Source organism: Roseateles amylovorans, assembly GCF_025398155.2.
Lineage (GTDB): Bacteria > Pseudomonadota > Gammaproteobacteria > Burkholderiales > Burkholderiaceae_C > Roseateles > Roseateles amylovorans.
In genome coordinates, this window is sequence record NZ_CP104562.2 from 6,038,875 (window position 1) to 6,056,469 (window position 17,595).

14 protein-coding genes are annotated in these 17,595 nt (G+C 67.1%); 3 read left to right on the top strand and 11 right to left on the bottom strand.

Features of this window, described 5'->3' with window-relative positions:
* The first annotated feature begins 205 nt into the window (after positions 1 to 205).
* Positions 206 to 3,082 (top strand): excinuclease ABC subunit UvrA, encoded by a 2,877-nt coding sequence (gene uvrA / locus N4261_RS24975; RefSeq protein WP_261760845.1) that lies wholly within the window; start codon positions 206 to 208, stop codon positions 3,080 to 3,082.
* Between the two features lie 6 nt (positions 3,083 to 3,088).
* On the opposite strand, the gene N4261_RS24980 is transcribed toward uvrA, so the two are convergent.
* A complete protein-coding gene (locus N4261_RS24980) occupies positions 3,089 to 3,919 on the bottom strand; it encodes an MHFG family PEP-CTERM protein (RefSeq protein ID WP_261757946.1) in 831 nt (276 codons plus the stop codon).
* Positions 3,920 to 4,329: 410 nt separating this feature from the next.
* Between N4261_RS24980 and N4261_RS24985 the strand changes: the two genes are divergently transcribed.
* Entirely contained in the window at positions 4,330 to 4,722 is a 393-nt protein-coding gene (locus tag N4261_RS24985; protein WP_261757947.1) for a response regulator, read from the top strand.
* A gap of 93 nt (positions 4,723 to 4,815) precedes the next feature.
* Here the strand turns inward: N4261_RS24985 and N4261_RS24990 are convergent, their stop codons facing one another.
* From N4261_RS24990 to N4261_RS25030, 9 genes are all read right to left on the bottom strand, one after another.
* Positions 4,816 to 5,259: an SWIB/MDM2 domain-containing protein gene (locus tag N4261_RS24990; protein WP_261757948.1), complete on the bottom strand. Its 444-nt coding sequence runs from the start codon at positions 5,257 to 5,259 to the stop codon at positions 4,816 to 4,818.
* 193 nt (positions 5,260 to 5,452) lie between these two features.
* Positions 5,453 to 7,066, bottom strand: coding sequence for a sulfite reductase subunit alpha (locus tag N4261_RS24995; protein WP_435531978.1), 1,614 nt, complete (start codon positions 7,064 to 7,066; stop codon positions 5,453 to 5,455).
* A gap of 289 nt (positions 7,067 to 7,355) precedes the next feature.
* Complete coding sequence (locus N4261_RS25000) at positions 7,356 to 8,411, bottom strand: FAD:protein FMN transferase (RefSeq protein ID WP_261757949.1); 1,056 nt, start codon at positions 8,409 to 8,411, stop codon at positions 7,356 to 7,358.
* A gap of 7 nt (positions 8,412 to 8,418) precedes the next feature.
* Positions 8,419 to 9,258: a DUF4198 domain-containing protein gene (locus N4261_RS25005; RefSeq protein ID WP_261757951.1), complete on the bottom strand. Its 840-nt coding sequence runs from the start codon at positions 9,256 to 9,258 to the stop codon at positions 8,419 to 8,421.
* Between the two features lie 23 nt (positions 9,259 to 9,281).
* Positions 9,282 to 9,830, bottom strand: coding sequence for a DUF2271 domain-containing protein (locus N4261_RS25010; RefSeq protein ID WP_261757952.1), 549 nt, complete (start codon positions 9,828 to 9,830; stop codon positions 9,282 to 9,284).
* Between the two features lie 103 nt (positions 9,831 to 9,933).
* Complete coding sequence (locus N4261_RS25015) at positions 9,934 to 10,674, bottom strand: PepSY-associated TM helix domain-containing protein (RefSeq protein WP_261757953.1); 741 nt, start codon at positions 10,672 to 10,674, stop codon at positions 9,934 to 9,936.
* 4 nt (positions 10,675 to 10,678) lie between these two features.
* Positions 10,679 to 11,359 (bottom strand): Fe2+-dependent dioxygenase, encoded by a 681-nt coding sequence (locus N4261_RS25020; protein WP_261757954.1) that lies wholly within the window; start codon positions 11,357 to 11,359, stop codon positions 10,679 to 10,681.
* Positions 11,360 to 11,560: 201 nt separating this feature from the next.
* Complete coding sequence (locus N4261_RS25025) at positions 11,561 to 13,870, bottom strand: TonB-dependent siderophore receptor (RefSeq protein WP_261757955.1); 2,310 nt, start codon at positions 13,868 to 13,870, stop codon at positions 11,561 to 11,563.
* Between the two features lie 407 nt (positions 13,871 to 14,277).
* On the bottom strand, positions 14,278 to 15,261 hold the full coding sequence (locus tag N4261_RS25030) for a TerC family protein (RefSeq protein ID WP_261757956.1): 984 nt from the start codon (positions 15,259 to 15,261) through the stop codon (positions 14,278 to 14,280).
* 308 nt (positions 15,262 to 15,569) lie between these two features.
* Here N4261_RS25030 and N4261_RS25035 point away from each other — a divergent pair, with 308 nt between their 5' ends.
* Positions 15,570 to 15,926 carry a phage holin family protein gene (locus N4261_RS25035; protein WP_261757957.1) on the top strand — a complete coding sequence of 119 codons (357 nt, stop codon included), beginning with the start codon at positions 15,570 to 15,572 and terminating at the stop codon, positions 15,924 to 15,926.
* A gap of 55 nt (positions 15,927 to 15,981) precedes the next feature.
* Here N4261_RS25035 and N4261_RS25040 read toward each other — a convergent pair whose 3' ends face one another.
* Positions 15,982 to 17,550 (bottom strand): M48 family metalloprotease, encoded by a 1,569-nt coding sequence (locus N4261_RS25040; protein WP_261757958.1) that lies wholly within the window; start codon positions 17,548 to 17,550, stop codon positions 15,982 to 15,984.
* Between the last annotated feature and the right edge of the window lie 45 nt (positions 17,551 to 17,595).

Genomic DNA, 17,595 nt, shown 5'->3' on the forward strand with positions numbered 1-17,595 from the left:
GCACGGCCAAGCGCCGGTTGGGCCCTGGCCCTATCATGGCGAGTTCGGCTTCCCGCCTCTTCGGCTCTCTTCAGCAGTCTCCCGGCCCATGTCCACGAAAGTTCCGCCCGCCGCTCCCGTCCCGTCCGACGACTCCGCCGCGCGTCCGGGACATCCTTCGGCCGTCGGTTTGACCCGGGCCGCCCCCATCACCGGCGAGACGCCGATGATCCGTGTGCGCGGGGCGCGCACCCACAACCTGAAGAACATCGACGTCGACCTGCCGCGCAACCAGCTGGTGGTCATCACCGGTCTGTCGGGGTCGGGCAAGTCCAGCCTGGCCTTCGACACGCTGTATGCGGAAGGCCAGCGCCGCTATGTCGAGAGCCTGTCCGCCTACGCCCGCCAGTTCCTGCAACTGATGGACAAGCCGGAGGTGGATGTCATCGAGGGCCTGTCGCCCGCGATCTCCATCGAGCAGAAGGCCACCAGCCACAACCCGCGCTCGACCGTCGGCACCGTCACCGAGATCCACGATTACCTGCGCCTGCTCTATGCGCGCGCCGGCACGCCCTTCTGCCCCGATCACCATTTGCCGCTGGAAGCCCAGAGCATCGGCCAGATGGTGGATGCGGTGCTGGCCATGCCCGACGAGTCCCGGCTGATGCTGCTCGCACCGGTGGTGCGCGACCGCAAGGGCGAGTTCGTCGAGCTGTTCCAGGACCTTCAGGCCCAGGGCTATGTGCGGTTCCGCATCGACGGCCAGACCGTGGAAGTGCCGGATCTGCCGGCGCTGAAGAAGGCCGAGAAGCACGACATCGATGTGGTGGTCGACCGCATCAAGCTGCGCCACGACAGCATCGACACCCTGCGCCAGCGACTGGCCGAGAGCTTCGAGGCCGCGCTGCGCCTGGCCGACGGCCGGGCGCTGGTGCTCAACATGGACAGCAGCACCGAGTCCATCTATTCCAGCAAGTTCGCCTGCCCGATCTGCAGCTACTCGCTGCCGGAGCTCGAACCGCGCCTGTTCTCCTTCAACTCCCCGGTCGGTGCCTGCCCCTCCTGCGAGGGTCTGGGACAGGTCACCGTGTTCGATCCGGAACGGGTGGTCGCCTTTCCGACGCTGAGCCTGGCCAGCGGTGCGGTCAAGGGCTGGGATCGGCGCAATGCCTACACCTTCTCGATGCTGGAATCGGTGGCGAAGCATTACGACTTCGACATCGAACTGCCCTTCGAGGAACTGCCCGACACCGCCCGCGCGGTGCTGCTCAACGGCTCCGGCGACGAGGAAATCACCTTCGTCTACCAGGCCGAGGGCGCCAACGGCCGCAAGCGCAGCGTCAAGCGGGCGCATCCGTTCGAGGGCATCCTGCCCAACTTGCAGCGCCGGTTCCGCGAGACCGACTCGGCGGCGGTGCGTGAGGAACTGGTTCGCTACCAGAGCGCCAAGCCGTGCCCGCACTGCGAGGGCTCGCGCCTGCGACGCGAAGCCCGCAATGTGCTGCTGCAACCGGCGGATGCTGCCGACGGCGAGCGCGGCAAGCCGATCTATGAGGTCGAGCACGCCACCCTGCGCGAAGCACTGGTGTACTTCGAAGGCCTCAAGCTCAAGGGCGCGAAGGCGGAAATCGCGGACAAGGTGATCCGCGAGATCGCGTCCCGGCTGCACTTCCTCAACGATGTCGGCCTGAACTACCTCAGCCTGGACCGCAGCGCGGACACGCTCTCCGGCGGCGAAGCCCAGCGGATCCGTCTGGCCTCACAGATCGGCTCCGGCCTGACCGGCGTGATGTATGTGCTGGACGAGCCCAGCATCGGCCTGCATCAGCGGGACAACGACCGCCTGATCGCCACGCTGCGCCGTCTGCGGGACCTGGGCAACTCGGTGCTGGTGGTCGAGCATGACGAGGACGCCATCCGCGCCGCCGACCATGTGCTGGACCTGGGCCCCGGTGCCGGGGTCCACGGCGGCCGGATCATGGCGCAGGGCACGCCCGAGGAAGTGGCCGCCAATCTCGAGTCGTCGACCGGTCGCTACCTGAGCGGCGTCGAGCGCATCGAAGTGCCCCAGCACCGCCACACGCTGGCGGACAGCGCCGACGCGCGCACGCTGAAGATCGTCAACGCGCGGGGCAACAACCTCAAGGGCGTCACTGCGGAATTCCCGGTGGGCCTGCTGACCTGCGTGACCGGCGTCTCCGGCTCGGGCAAGAGCACGCTGGTCAACGACACCCTGTATGCGGCCGTCTCCCGCAAGCTCTACCAAAGCCACGCGGAACCCGCCGAGCATGACGAGATCGAGGGCATGGACGCCTTCGACAAGGTCATCAACGTCGACCAATCGCCGATCGGCCGCACACCGCGCTCCAATCCGGCGACCTACACGGGCTTGTTCACGCCGATCCGCGAGCTGTTTGCCGAAATGCCGACCGCACGCGAACGCGGCTACGGCGCCGGCCGCTTCAGCTTCAACGTCGCGGGCGGACGTTGCGAATCCTGCCAGGGCGACGGCGTGCTGAAGGTGGAGATGCACTTCCTGCCGGACGTCTACGTTCCCTGCGACACCTGCGGCGGCAAGCGCTACAACCGCGAGACGCTGGAGGTGCTCTACAAGGGCAAGAACATTTCCGAAGTGCTGGGGCTGACGGTGGAGGACGCGCTGGGCTTCTTCAACGCCGTGCCGACCCTGGCGCGCAAGCTGCAGACGCTGATGGATGTGGGCCTGGGCTATGTCAAGCTGGGCCAGAGCGCCACCACGCTTTCCGGCGGCGAGGCGCAGCGGGTCAAGCTGGCGCTGGAGCTGTCCAAGCGCGACACCGGCCGCACGCTGTACATCCTGGACGAGCCGACCACCGGCCTGCACTTCGCCGACATCGCGTTGCTGCTGAAGGTGCTCCATCAGTTGCGCGATGCGGGCAACACCATCGTGATCATCGAGCACAACCTCGATGTGATCAAAACCGCCGACTGGCTGATCGACATGGGCCCCGAAGGCGGCTCCGGCGGCGGACGGCTGCTGATCGCCGGCACGCCGGAAGCGGTGGCCGAGTGTGCCGAGAGCCACACCGGGCGCTATCTGAAGCCGTTGCTCGCGCGCGGCTGAGGCCGCTCAGCGGCGTCGACAGGCGCTGACCGCCAGCGCCGCCAGACCGAGGACAAACAGCGCCCAGGTCTGGGGCTCCGGCACGGCCGGAACGGCTGGGAAGACAGGTTGCGCGGGAAGGTCAGGCACCGTCGGCACGGTGGGGAGGTCGGGCGTCGTCGGCGTGGCTCCATGGCCTGATGACGTCACCTGCGGCAGCGAGATGAGCCCGGGCACGGTCGTTCCCGCCCCACCGAGGCTGGGCGATCGAATCAGGCTTTCAGCCGACGCGACGGGGTTCGGCAACACGGCGACCTGCGCGAAGCTGACGCCCTCGCCAGTGCCGGCACCGCCGCCTTCGGTCATGGGCGCGCCGGCGCCAGGCGGATCGAAGGCCAGCGCGGACGTCTCTTCATCGCGCGCCTGCGAGGGCGAACCGCCGACGCCAGGCATCGTCGTCGTGCGGGTGATCCGACTGACATTGCGGCACACCGTCGGCACCAGGATGCACTGACCGTCTTCGCAATAGACCAGGCCGCGCTCCAAGGTCTGGGCGGTCCACTTCCCGCGCGAGACCGAGCGGCACACCTGGCCGTTGCCGAAATGCATGTCACGGATCTCCGCGCCATACGCATGTCGGCCCACGATGCGGTCGCGATGGATGTCCACGATCTCGTCGTAGCGGCGGGCGGCCATGCGCGCCTGGAGCTTGGCGCGCGTGGCCACCGGAATATCCGGATAGCGGTCCACGGCGGCCACCAGATCGCCCATGAAGGGGTTCGCTCCAGGACGGTCCCAGGAGCAATGCGGCAGCGTCACCCCTGACGCCGCCAATGCGACGGATACCACCAACGACATGCTTGTTCTCAGTCTCTTTGTTCGCGGCGATCCGCGCCCGCCATCGGGGTCAGACCTTGCCGTCGTCACCCGTTTCAAGATGTATCCGCGGGTGTGGTCGCAGTGTAGGGAGCAGTCGTTTGTCGTGGGTGCAGGGCCCCCTCAGCCGAGGGTGGGATCCCTCGGGATTTTTGTCACATTTGGCTCACACATCGCACGCGTGACGGGGGAAGCGACGGACCGGGCCGGCGCGGGTGGTGCCGTTGACCTCGAACGGATGGACGGGCGACCGGCCCACGCAGACCGGATCACATCGGCGTCGACAGCCGTCTTCGGGCCGTCGACATCGCCGGACGACGCCGACAGCGCATCGCCACCGCCCTCAGGGACAACGCTGACAGGGCAGGGGTTTCACTGGTATCGTGGCTTGCATGTCCACCGCTGCCCTGCCTGACACCGAACGTCATCGCCACGTCCTCTATGTCGAGGATGACCGCATCAACATCGTGTTGATGGAGGAGGTGTTTCGTTTGATGTCCGGCTGGACGCTGCATGTCGCCGAAACCGGCGCGCAGGCGATGGACATGCTGCCGAAGGTGATGCCGGCCCTGGTGCTGATGGACATGAACCTGCCCGACATGAACGGGCTGCAACTGATCGGCTTGGTGCGTGCCGATCCACGGCTGGCCGGCCTGCCCTGTGTCGCCCTGTCGGCGGACGTGATGGACGATCAGCGCCAACGCGCCCGTGCGGCCGGCTTCCAGGACTACTGGCTCAAGCCGATCGACGTCCGACGTCTGCGCGAACAGCTCGAGCGCTTCTGAGCGGCGGGGCCGCTGCGTCGCGCAGGCGTAAAAAAGCCCGCACGAGGCGGGCCTTGTACGAACCAGGACAGGCCGCAGAGGCCTGCGCCGGGTTCAGTCCTTCAGATGGCTGTTGATCAGCTTGGTCATCTCGAACATGTCCGCCTTGGCCTTGCCGAAGATTTCCTTCAGCTTGGCGTCGGCGTTGATGACACGCTTCTGGGCAGCGTCTTGCAGGTTGTGCTTCTTGATGTATTCCCAGACCTTCTTCACCACATCGGTCCGCGCCAGCGGCTTGTCGCCGACGATCGCGGCCAGCGCGGGGCTGGGGGTCAGGGCCTTCATGAAGGCGGCGTTGGGCGTGCGCTTCTTCGCAGGAGCTGCCGCCTTCTTTGCTGCAGGCGCCTTCGTGGCCGGCGCCGCCTTCTTCGCTGGAGCGGCGGCCTTCTTTGCGGGGGCCGCCTTCTTCGCCGGAGCGGCGGCCTTCTTGGCCGGAGCCGCCGCCTTCTTGGCCGGAGCCGCCTTCTTGGCGGGCGCGGCCTTCTTCGCAGTTGCCATTTCGATTCTCTCCATCAAGGGTTGTTGATGTGCCGGGCCCTGGTGAAGGTCTGACGCCTTCGGTACTCGTTGGCACCCTGCGCGGGCAATGGTACTGCGCACCTCTCTCATTGAGAAGGCTTTACGAGGGGGGAAACGTCTCGGAAGTCAACGCCGGACCCTCGGTTTGTCGCAGGGGCGCATCACTCGAGGCTCAATACACGTCCCTGCGATAGCGGCCTTGCTGGATCAGCGCGTCGACATCGGCATCGCCGAGCGTCTCGCGCAGCACCGCATCGACCGCGCCGGCCATGCCTTGCAGGCTGCCGCAGACGTAGATCGCCGCGTCCCGAGCGACCCATTCGCGCAGCCGTTGCGCATGGCGCGCGAGCAGATGCTGCACATGCACGCGCTCCGGCTGATCGCGGGAGAACGCCAGATCCGCATGCGCGAGGAGACCGCTGCGCTGCCATGCCTCGATCTCGTCGCGGTAGTGGGCGTCGTGCGCGGACTGCCGCTCGCCGAAGAGCAGCCAGACCGGCGCCACGGCGGGGACGGGCATCGGCAAGGCCTGCGGCAAGTTCGGTGTCGGGACGGCATCGGCGGGCATCTGTGATGGCCATGCTGTTGCCGCTGGCGATGGCCATTGCGCCGGCGACGGATCGGCCGTCCGAACACGCGGGTCCGCCGTTGGCGACATCGACGAGGACGCCGACTCCAAAGCCGCACGCGCCTTCAGATGCGCGCGCAGGCCTGCGAACCCGGTGCCGTTGCCGATCAGGATCAACGGACGTGACTGGTTGGCGCCGATGCGGAAACTCGCATGCGGCCGCAGCCGCAGCGCGACGGTGCCCCCGATCGGCAAGCGCTCGGTCAACAGGCCCGAAGCCAATCCCGGGCTGCCGTCCTCGCGCTCGGTGCGACGCACCATCAACGCGACGCAGCCGTCCGACGGGAGCGAAGCGATCGTGTATTCACGCGGCCGGTGGGCATCGTCGGCTTCAGCGCCGTTGCCGTTGCCGTTGCCGTTGCCGTTGCCGTTGCCGTTGCCGTTGCCGAGGGTGACGTCATCCGTCCCTGGCGGCTCGTCATCGGCCAGCACGGGGCGTACTTGCACCAGATCGCCGGCTTCCCAGACAGGCGCTGCCTGGTCGTCCGCCGGCGTCAGTTCCAGGTGATAGACCGGCCCGCCCTGGCTGCCCGGGTTCAAGTGGTGGCGCGCGCGCAGCCGCCACGAGGCGAAGACCGGCGCCTCCCATTCAGCCAGATCCGCGGTGCCCGCCAGATGGCTGAGCCGCTGCCGCCAGTGCGCGATCGCCTGCGGATCGCCGCGATCGACGTCGATGCGATCGAACAACGCGGCGGTGCCGCAGGCCCTCAGCCATGCGTCGAGCGCACGGCCGAATCCGCAGAAGTGGGTGTAGGTGCGGTCGCCCAGCGCCAGCACACCCACCTGCAGCGTCGACAGCGACGGCGTATCGGCCGCACTCATCAGGTCTCGGGCAAAGGGAACGGCGCTGTCCGGCGCATCACCTTCCCCATGGGTGCTGACGATGAAAAGGGCATGGCGGGCCGCCAGGAGATCGGCCCGACCCACCTCGCCCAGCGCAGCCACGCGGACCGGCATGCCGGCCAGGTGCAGCGACCGGGCGGTCTGCCAGGCGATCTCCTCGGCCTGGCCGGTCTGGCTGGCATGGAGCACCAGCACGGGCACACCGGCATCCGCTGCGGGCAGCAGCGCGGCCGCATCCGCCGCGGCCTTGCGCTGGCGGCGGCGGTGCCGCCACCAGACTGCGGCGCACATCAATGAATAGAGTGCGATCAGCAAGATCGCACACACGGGACGGGACAGGATCACGGACGCTTCTCTCTCACGACGCGAGCTCGGCGCACCCCGTGCACCACGCTCGCCAGGCTCTTCACTTTCGGCTCATCACTTTGGCTCATCGGCCGAGGCACACCCGTCGGGGCGCATCCGCCCGGCCGCATGATGCCCGGCGCTTGGCGTGCCGGTCGATGGGCCCGAACCTTCTGGCCGTGCCCACTCGGCGCGCCGGTGGCCCGGCGGGCATTCGTCCGTGGCCATGCGGTCACCCACGTGCTCATGCGGTCCGGCCTCACACCATCAGTTCGCGCATCGACGCCGAGAACTGTTCCTCGAATCCGCCGCCCTCCGACGCATCACGCCGCCGCACCAGCAAAGCCGCCAAGCCGAGTTGGTTGGCCAAGTCGAGTCCGGCGTCCGGTCCCAGCACCATCAGCGCGGTCGACCAGCCGTCGGCCCACATCGCCTGCTCGTGGACGACGGTGACCGAGGCCAACCCGTGCGTCACCGGCCGACGGGTCCGCGGATCCACGGTGTGGGAGCGGCGTTGCCCGTCGTCGTCGAAGCACTTTCGGTAGTCGCCGGAGGTCGCGACGGCCAAGCCGTGCAGGGCCATCCGTACCGGCGCGAGCCCGCAGTCGTTTGACGGCGGCTCCAGGTCCACCCACCAAGGTTGTCCCTCGGGCTTCAGGCCCGCGCCACGCAATTCGCCGCCGATCTCCACCAGATGGTCGCGAAGGCCCAGCGACGCCAGCACGGCCGACACCTGATCGACCGCATGGCCCTTGGCAATGGCCGACAGGTCCAGGGTCGCGCCACCGGGTTGCGTCAAGCGGCAGGCAGAGGTGTCCCAAGTCAGCGACGACCAGCCGCAATGCGCGCCCGCGCACTCGGCTGCGGACGGCGGTCGAAAGCCTGGGGCATCGTGCCGCGGCGACAGCGCCGTCGGGCCGGAGGGACCAAATCCCCACAGCGCGACCAGCGCGCCGGCTGTCGGATCGTAGGCGCCGTGGCTGACCGCCGCGATGTGCAGGGCCGCATCGATCACCCGCGCAAAGCCCGGCGAGAGCCGGTGCATGGTTCCGGCCGGGGCGCGGTTGAACCGACTGATCTCGGAGTCAGGCACCCATTGGCTCATCTCGGCGATCACCCGATCGCAGACCTGGACGATCGCCGATTCGATGGTCGCCAAGCGAAGCGAGGCCGGCCCGACGAACCGGACCGACCAGGTCGTGCCCATCGTCTCGCCCGCCAGCGCATGCACGCGCTGGCCCAAGGCGGGCGGTTCGCCGTCGATGCGCAGCGGGACCAGGACGCGGGGCGCCAGCGCCCCGCCGTCCACGCTCACGTCGCACTCACTTCGGCAGGACCTCGAAGGTGGCGCTCACGCTGGCGCGCTGCACCGGGGCCTCGCGGGTGCCGGTCGGTGCGTTCGGGCCGCGTGCGGGGCCGGCGTTGGCGCCGATGAAATAGCGACCGGCTTCGGTCCAGGCCACGGTGAATTCGCCCTTGGCATCGGTCCGCACTTCGATCTCACCCAGCTTGTAGCGATAACGGTTGCCTTCGCGCAGCAGCTTGACCGGGATGTCGGCCGCCGGCTTGCCGTCCAGCAGCAGTCGGAAGGTGGTCTTGTCGCCATGGCTCAGGTCGGTCACCGGGCCCAGCGGCAGCAGTTCCAGGCCGTTGCCCTCGGGCGCGAACGCCACCTTGCCGGGCTCTTCCTTGCTGACGAAGGTCTGCTGACGGTTGGTCATCAGCGTCATGGCGGTGATCTCGGCGTCCGCCGGCACATCCTTGACGAGCGTGGCGGGCGTGCTGCGGAAGCGCTTGGTCTCGCTGCCCTGCTTGTAGCTGCCCATCAACGCCTGGCTGACGTTGCTGATGCGGTAGGTGCCGTCCTGGGTCAGCTTGACGTCGAAGCTTTCGCGATGGCGGCCGCTGCTGCGGTTTTCGGCGTCCACCGCCTTGCCGTCCGGCGCGGTGATGCGCAGGGTGTCGAGCTTGAGGGCGCGTTCGAAATTGAACAGGTCTTCGGACACGGCGGCGTCGAAGGACGCCACCGGCTCCTTGCCGTCAAAGGCCGCCTTGTTGGGCAGCAGCCAGGTCATGTGGGCCTGCGCGGACAGCGGCAGCGCGGCGGCGATGGCCAGGGCCAGCGGCGCCAGGCGGGAAACGATGCGGAAGTTCGTGGTCATCAGCGGTTCTCCTGGGCGCGGGTTCAGGGCTTGGCGATCAATTCCAGGGCGCCGAGCTCATGCTCGCCCTGCGCGGTCGATTTCTGCTCGGCCTTGATCGGCCAGGTCAGCGGCAGGCGCTGCACCTCGCGACCACCGGCCTCGCGGCCGGACTCCACCACGATCTCGTACTTGCCTGCGGGCAAGTTGGCCAGGCTGGGATGGGTGTCGAAGGACAGGGTGTGCTCACCGGGCGCACGGGTGGCGCCGCTGATGCCGTCGGCCGGGACGGTCAGGTTGCGGCCGCCCTGGCGCCACCACTGGCGCATGTCGCGCAGCCATTTGGTGCCGGCATTGTTCTGCTTCTTGATGTCATACCAGATGGCCAGTTGGGCGACGGCCGGGCCGGACTCACCGGCTTTTTCCACCCACACCGCGACATAGGGGCGGTGGTACTCGGCGACATTCAGGCGCGGCAGCTCCAGCTTGAGCTGCACGGTGGCCGCCCAGGCGGACGACCCGGCGCTGAGCGTGCCCAGGGCACCAAGCGCCAGAAGGGCGCGACTGGGGTGGCGACTTGCGGAGCGATTCATGTCGAGGTCTCGGTTGTGGATCAGCGGGAGGAAGCTCGGAGAGCAAAAAGGTCCTGGCGGCGGCTCGGAAGGATGGAGAAATCAGGCGCAGCGGCTCGTCGCGTCAATGGATCAGCAACAAGGCCAGCAGCGCGGGAATCACCAGCCCGAGCCCGACCAGGGGCCAGGTGCTCGGTCGGTTGACGGCATGGAACTTCAGGATCAGCAGGCCGGTGATCGAGAAGATCAGGCAGGCGACCGCGAAGAGGTCGATGAACCAGCTCCAGGCCAGCCCGGTATGGCGGCCCTTGTGCAGGTCGTTCAGGTAGGAAATCCAACCGCGGTCGGTGTCCTCGAACTCGACCTCGCCGGTGTCGCGGGCAATGCGCACCCAGGCATCGCCGCCGGGTCGCGGCATCGCCAGGTAGATCTCGTCGCGCGACCATTCGGCCTCGCGGTCATCGATCGGGCGCTCCAGGGTCTTGGACAGCCAGGCGCGAATCGGCGCGGGCAAAGCGGCCTTCTTGTCCTCGTCCTTGGCCTTCGAAGGGACCGCCTGCGGGTCCGACGGTTGGCCTTCAGCAGCCGCCGCCGGTTGCAGGCGCTTCAGGAGCTCGTCAGGCAACTGGGCGGTGCGGCTGATGAGCGCGGGCTTGGACTCGATGTCGGCGGCATGGTTGAGCGTGATGCCGGTGAAGGCGAACAGGATCATCCCGACCAGGCACATCGCCGAGCTGATCCAGTGCCACTGGTGCAGTTGCTTCAGCCAGGCCGCGCGGGAGGCCGGGCGCGGGGCGGTCGGCGCCGTCGCTGCGCCAGTGGCCGCTGCCTGGGCGGAGGGGGTGGGATCAACCGGCGGAGTCATCGGATCAGGTCTCGGCCCAAAGGCGTAGCAGGTTGTGATAGTGGCCGGTCAGGGCGGTGGTCTCGGCGTCGTCGCCCAGACGGCCACGCAGCTTCTGGATGGTCTGGTCGAGTTCGAACAGCATCGAACGCTGCCAGTCCTGCCGGATCATGCTTTGGGTCCAGAAGAAGGAACAGATGCGGGCGCCGCGGGTGACCGGCAGCACGCGATGCAGGCTGGTGCTGGCGTAGACGATCAGGTCGCCGGCGGGCAGCTTGACCTCATGCGCGCCGTAGGTGTCGATGACTTCCAGCTCACCGCCGTCGTATTCCTCGGGCTCGCACAGGAAGAGGGTGGAGGAGACGTCGCTGCGCAGCGGCTGCGGGGTGCCCTGCTGACGCATGATCGCGCCGTCGACATGAAAGCCGTAGTGCTCGCCGCCCTCGTAGCGATTGAACAGCGGCGCCAGGGTGCGCAGCGGCAGTGCGGCGGAGATGAATTGCGGATGTCGGGCCAGCACCTGCTGGATGTGGGCGCCGATCTCGAGCGCCGCGGGATGGTCGACCGGCAACTGCCGGTTCTGCTTGACCTTGGCCCCCTGCTCGCCGACGGTGGCGCGACCATCGGTCCAGTCGGCAGCGTCCAGCACGCGGCGCATTTCACGCACGTCCTGCTTGCTGAGCACTTGGGGAATATGGAGGAGCATGTTGGGGCAACCTGGGATCGGAACGCATCCGCGAGCGTCGCGGTGAAGGATTTCTGGATCGTGTCTCGACCGGCGACCGATGAGGCCGTCCCTTCAACCAGGTGGGGGCCGGGTGGGGACAGCAGCCACGATCGGGCGTCTCAACGGAAACGCCCGTCCCGCTAGGACGGGACGGGCCGCGCGTACGCTAACTCAAGTCGGTCAGAAACCGATGCTGGCCATCAGCGTCACCGCACGCGGTGCACCCAGGACCAGTCGGCCGCCACCGTTGTTCAGCGAGGACATGTATTCCTTGTCGAACAGGTTGGTGACGTTGAGCTGCAGGTTGACGTTCTTGTTGACGCGGTAGGCGCCCATCAGATCGACGACGGTGTAGGCAGGCAACTGCGGCAGGCCGGTGGACGCCGCCTGCGCGACCGTGATCACCCGCTTCTGTTCCGCCGTGTGGCGCACGCCGCCACCGAAGGTGAAATCACCCAGTTGGTAGGACGACCAGACGGTGGCGGACCACTTCGGCGACCAGCGCACGCCGTCGGTCACCACCTGGTTGGGGTTGGTGGCGGTGGAGGCGGAACGCTGGTTGATCTGCTTGGTGTCCATGGTCTGGACGCCGGCCGTGATCTGCCAGAAGTTGGTGATCTGACCGACGGCGGCCAGCTCGATGCCTTCGACCCGGGTCTTGCCGCCCTGGGTCGCGAGGTTGGTGACCGGGTCCACGCTGACCTGGCCGTCGTTCTCGCTGCGGTAGAGCGCGGCCGTGAGGTTCAGGCGCTTGTTCAGCAGGTCCCACTTGGTGCCGAGTTCGTAGTTGGTGGTCTCCTGCGCATCTGCCGTGCCTGCCGTCTGGCCGGTGGCGCCCAGGGTGAAGTTGGCGCTGCCCGGGGGCGTGAGCGAGTTGGCGGCGGCGGCGTAGACCGTGCCGTTGTCGGCCAGCTTGTACACCGCGCCGACGTTCCAGCTGGTGATCCATTTGCCGGCGCTCAGGCGCGTGGTGGCCGAGGGCAGACCACTGGTGGTCTTGATGGTGTAGTGCTCGGTGCGCAGGCCGCCGTTGAGCTTGAGCGCCTCAGTGATGCTGAGGGTGTCGAGCAGATAGACGGCCTGGGTGCTGGTGCTGCCGTCGGTGTCGTTGCCGCTGCGGACCGGCGTCGGCAGCACATCGGCGGCGTTCGGACGGTACAGGTTGGCGTGAGGCGTGACGACGCCGGTGGCCAACGCGAAGCCCAGCGAGTTCTGGGTTTCATACATCAGCTCGATGCCGGTGGACAGGTCATGCTTGATGCCGCCGGTGGTGAAGCTGGTGTTCAGGCTGGTCTGGTTGGCCAGGATGTCGTTGGTCTGGTCCACGCGCTGACGCGAGCGCGAGATCTTCCAGGTCGAGGGATCGCTGGTGACGATGCCCGCCGTCTGCGCATCGGTGGCGACCGGTGCGGCATAGATGTTGATGATGCCGGTGAGGGTGCGCTCCATGTGGGTGCGGCCGTAGCGCGACACGTTGCGCACGGTGGTGCCGCTGCCCAGGTCCATCTCCAGCTTGGCGGTGACCATGTCGGCCTTGACCTTCTCGCGGTCGCTGCTGCTGCCGTAGAAGTTGCTGGTGTTGACCTTCGAGGCGGACAGCAGTGCCGCTGCGGTGGCCGGTGCGACCGTCGGGGCCACGGTGTAGCCGCCCCAGCCGATGGCGGGGATGCCGCCGTCCGGCACGTTGTCCTGGCGCACATGTTGCGAGTACAGGAAGAACCGGGTGCCGGTGCCCAGGCCGAAAGCGACCGACGGCGCGACCGCATAGGTCTTCTTGTTGACCGTGTCACGACCGGGGACGCCGTTGTCCTGCCAGACCGCATTCAGGCGCACGGCGGTGTGGTCCATCACCTTCTGGTTGGTGTCCACCGAGACACGCTTGCGGCTGGCGTCGCCGATCACGAAGGTGCCTTCGGTGAAGGCTTCGAGCTGCGGCAGCTTGCTGATCAGGTTGATGTAGCCGGCGGACGCGCCGCGGCCGGTGTCCGCGCCGGCGGGACCCTTCACCACTTCGATCTGCTCGAGGTTGAAGACGTCACGGGTCACGGCGCCGAGATCACGGATGCCGTCGACGAAGGTGGAGCTGCTGGCGGAGAAGCCGCGCATCTGGAAGGCGTCGCCGGCGGAGGTGTTGCCGTTCTCGCCCAGCTGCATCGTGATGCCCGGGGTGTTTTGCAGCGCGTCCATCAGCGAGACCGCGCCCTGCTCGCGCAGCACTTCCTTCTTGATGATGGAGATGGTCTTGGGCGTTTCCAGCAGCGGCTGGGTCAGCTTGGACGAGGCGCTCTTGTCGGCCTTGTAGTCCGAGGTGGCGGCGCCGTCGACCTTGACGGTCGGCAGGAAGGTGCTGGCGGCTGCGCCGACGTTGGCTTGCGCGACGGTAGTGTCAGCCGGCGCCTGGGCCTGGGCGGCCATCGGCAGGGTCAGGGTTGCAGCGAGGGCCGCCAGGGGGGCCACCGCATGCTTGCGGCTCTTGATGTAGGAGGACATGGAAGCTCCGAGGGTCTCTTGTGGTTGTCCGGTGCGCCTCCGATCGGGAGGCACATCTGGCAATGGGCTCGGCTGGCTGCGTGCGTGCGGCATCGACGGCGGCAGCGCTGGGCGCTGCGTGGCGATGCTCCCCCCTGTTCACGTCTGGCTGGCGGTGGCAATCCGGGATTGGCGGGTTCGACGCGGTGTGGGCCGTGCAGCGAATCCGCCAAAGCACCAAATGCTAATCATTCTCATTTGTTCATGTCAAAGTTTTGCGCAGGGCCCTTGGCGCGGCGTGGTGTACGCGCTACGAATCCGACTCGGGTGTCGTGGTCATCGCGCCCGTCCGAAGCCCATGAAAAAACCCGCGAGGACTGGTGTCCACGCGGGTTTCGAAAGGAATGACCGCTTGTGCGGTCAGCGGCTCATCGCAGGGCGGGCGGCTCCTGGGCACTTTCCGACAGGCGCGGTGCGGTGCGCACGCTCAGCCACATCGTCAGCGCCAGGATGCCGATCACCACACCCAGTGAGAGCAGCACCGGGATCTTGATGACGTCGATCAGCATCATCTTGCCGCCGATGAACACCAGCACCACGGCCAGGCCATAGCTGAGCAGGTGGAACTTCGACGCCATGGCCGCGAGCAGGAAGTACATCGCACGCAGGCCCAGGATCGCGAAGATGTTGGAGCTCAGCACGATGAACGGGTCGGAGGTGATGGCGAAGATCGCCGGGATCGAGTCGACCGCGAAGATCACATCAGTCATGCCCACCAGCGCAATCACCAGCAACATCGGCGTGGCGACGCGCTTGCCGTTCTCGATGGTGAAGAAGCGCTCACCGTGGAAGTCCTTGCTGACCGGCAGCACCTTGCGCAGCAGCTTCAGCGCGGGATTGCTTTCCAGATCCGGCTCCTGGCCGGCGGCCCACCACATCTTCACACCGGTGATCAGCAAGAAGGCGCCGAACAGGTAGAGCACCCAGTGGAACTGCGCAATCAGCCAGCCGCCCACCAGGATCATCACCGTGCGCAGCACGATGGCGCCGATGATGCCCAGCATCAACACCCGCTTCTGGTAGGCCGACGGCACCGCGAAGTAGGTGAAGATCATCAGGAAGACAAAGATGTTGTCGACCGCCAGGGACTTCTCGATGAGATAGCCGGTGATGAACTCCAACGCCTTGGTGTTGGCGAGTTCGGTGCTTCCGGTGCCATCGCGCACCGCCCACCACAGCAGGCCCATGAAGCCCACACTCAAGGCCACCCACACCAGCGACCAGTTGATCGCCTCCTTGACCGAAACATCATGGTCGCCCTGCTTGCGCAGCACGACGAAGTCCAGGATCAAGGCGATGATCACCACGCCAACGAAGACTGCCCACAACCAACTCGGCACCACGGTGCTCATATGCGCTCCTTGCAAGGGCAGGCGCGAACCACGCGCCTGTGTTGAACGACGCCATCACGAAGACGATCCAGTATGGAGTCGTCCCGCACGGCGGTCACGCTCGAAAGGTCTTGCAAGGCTGGGACACCGCCGCGAGACGCGTGGCACCCAGGTGCAGGGCCCGGCCGCCTTTCGGCGACGTACTGACGGACCGCTGCCGCGGCCATCGCCGCGCGGCTACTCCCCTTCCGGAAGTTTCGGATTATCCTGATTGATCGATCTCACTAACTTCGGTTTTATCTGTTTCCCACTCCCGCTATGCTGCGGGCATGAAGACGCTGATCCGATGGTTACTGCTGGCCGCCGCGTTGTTGCTCGTGGCGCACCTCTATCCCGGCGTGCAGGTGACGAGCTTCACCACCGCGCTGCTGGCGGCGCTGGTGCTGGGCCTGTTCAACACGCTGCTGCGTCCGATCCTGGTGCTGCTGACGCTGCCGGTGACCTTGCTGACGCTGGGCCTGTTCCTGTTCGTCATCAACGCCTTGCTGTTCTGGGCCACGGCTTCGCTGCTCACCGGGCTGACGGTCACCGGCTTCGGTGCCGCGCTGATCGGCTCGCTGATCTACAGCCTGTGCGGCATGGCGATCGACGTGGTCATCGAGCGGCTGTTCCCGGAAACGGAATGAACTTCCGCGCGGGCGCGACGAGGCGTTCAGTGCGTCGTCGACCCGTGCAGGCCACTCAAGGCTCCGCCCCGGGCGGCACCCCGCGCGGGTACATCTCCGCCAGCATCTGCCGCTGTTCATAGAGCAGGCTGCGCAGGCGTGCATCGATGACGGACGCCTCGATCTGATCGGTATCGCGTCCGCGTGCCTGGCGCATCGCTGAACGAAGCCGGTCGATCGCTCCGTTGATGTCGCCCAGCGCGGCACGGGCCTCGCCTTGAGCACGCACCGAGCGCAGCGGCTGGTTGAGCTGCTGCCACAACGTCGAAATCTCTTGCCAGGCCAGGGCGTCATGCCCGTTGAGGCTGAGGTGCGTCTGCAGCGCATCGGCGGCGTCGCGCTTGATCTCGGGCCGACCGTCCGCCTGCGCCAGATCGGACTTGATCATCAGCAGCGGCCGTGAGCGCTCATTGCCCAGCGCTTCCAAGGCTGCAAAACCTGCGGCGGGCTGGCCGCGTGCGAGGTTCAGTTCCGCATGCAGGTAAGTCAGCAGTCGCCGCGCGCCCGGATCCGCACCGAGCATGCCGGCGAGTGCATCGGCCGTCTTGAGCGTGGCCTCCGCCCGGCTGAAGTCGCGCAGCTTGATCGACGCCAACGCGCTGGTGTAGCGCGCGGCCAGTTGATCGACGCCCTGCCCTTGTCGCGATCCGGCATCCAGGCCCTGCAACTGGCGCCAAGCCTCAGCACGCTGGTCCATCAGCACGCGTGCGCGGGCGGCCATGAGCACATGTTCGGAGGTTCCGATCAGTTTGGTCTCGCCCTGCGTGCCCAGCCGGGCGCGGGCCTCGCCAATGCGTTCGCTGGTCAGCGGGTGGCTGCGCAGGTACGGATAGGCGCCGGAGTCCATCAGGTGATAGGCCTGCTCCATGCGCTCGAACATGCTGGCCATGCCGGCGCCGGCAAAACCGGCCTGGGTCATCACCTGGAAACCGACACGGTCGGCCTCGCGTTCCATGTCGCGAGAGAAGTTCAGCGACGCCTGCGCCGCGGCGGCCTGACTGCCGACGACCGCCGCCTGGGCGACATCAACGCTGCGGCTGCGCGCGGCTGCCAGGATGCCCAGCAGCAGGCCGGCGGTGGCCAACAGGCTGTTGCGGGAATCGCCGACGATGCTGCGTGCAATGTGGCGCTGGGTGACGTGCGAGAGCTCGTGGCCCAGCACCGAGGCGAGTTCGTCCCGGGCGCCGGTCATCGCGATCAGGCCCAGATGCACGCCGATATAGCCGCCCGGCAAGGCGAAGGCGTTCACCGACTTGTCGCGCACCAGGAAGGGCTCCCAGGCGAAGCGATCGGAGGTGTCGTCGCTGATGTTGCCGAGCTTGCGGGCGGCAGTGACCAAGGGCTGGAAGGTGTTCTGCAGGTACTCCAGCAGCAGCGGGTCGTCGATGTAATCCGGATCGATGCGGATCTGCCGCATCACCGAATCGCCCAGCTTCTTCTCAGCGCCAATGCTCACATCGGCCGAGACCGAGTCGCCCAGGGCGGGCAGATTGACCTGGGCCAGGGCGCTCTGGCCGAGCAGCGCGGCACTCAACAGCAGCGCAAGCGCGCGTTTGGTGGGAGAGGTGGAATTCAGTCGATTCAAGGGATCTCCAAGACCACGAACTATCATGGCGCCATTCCGGTTTCG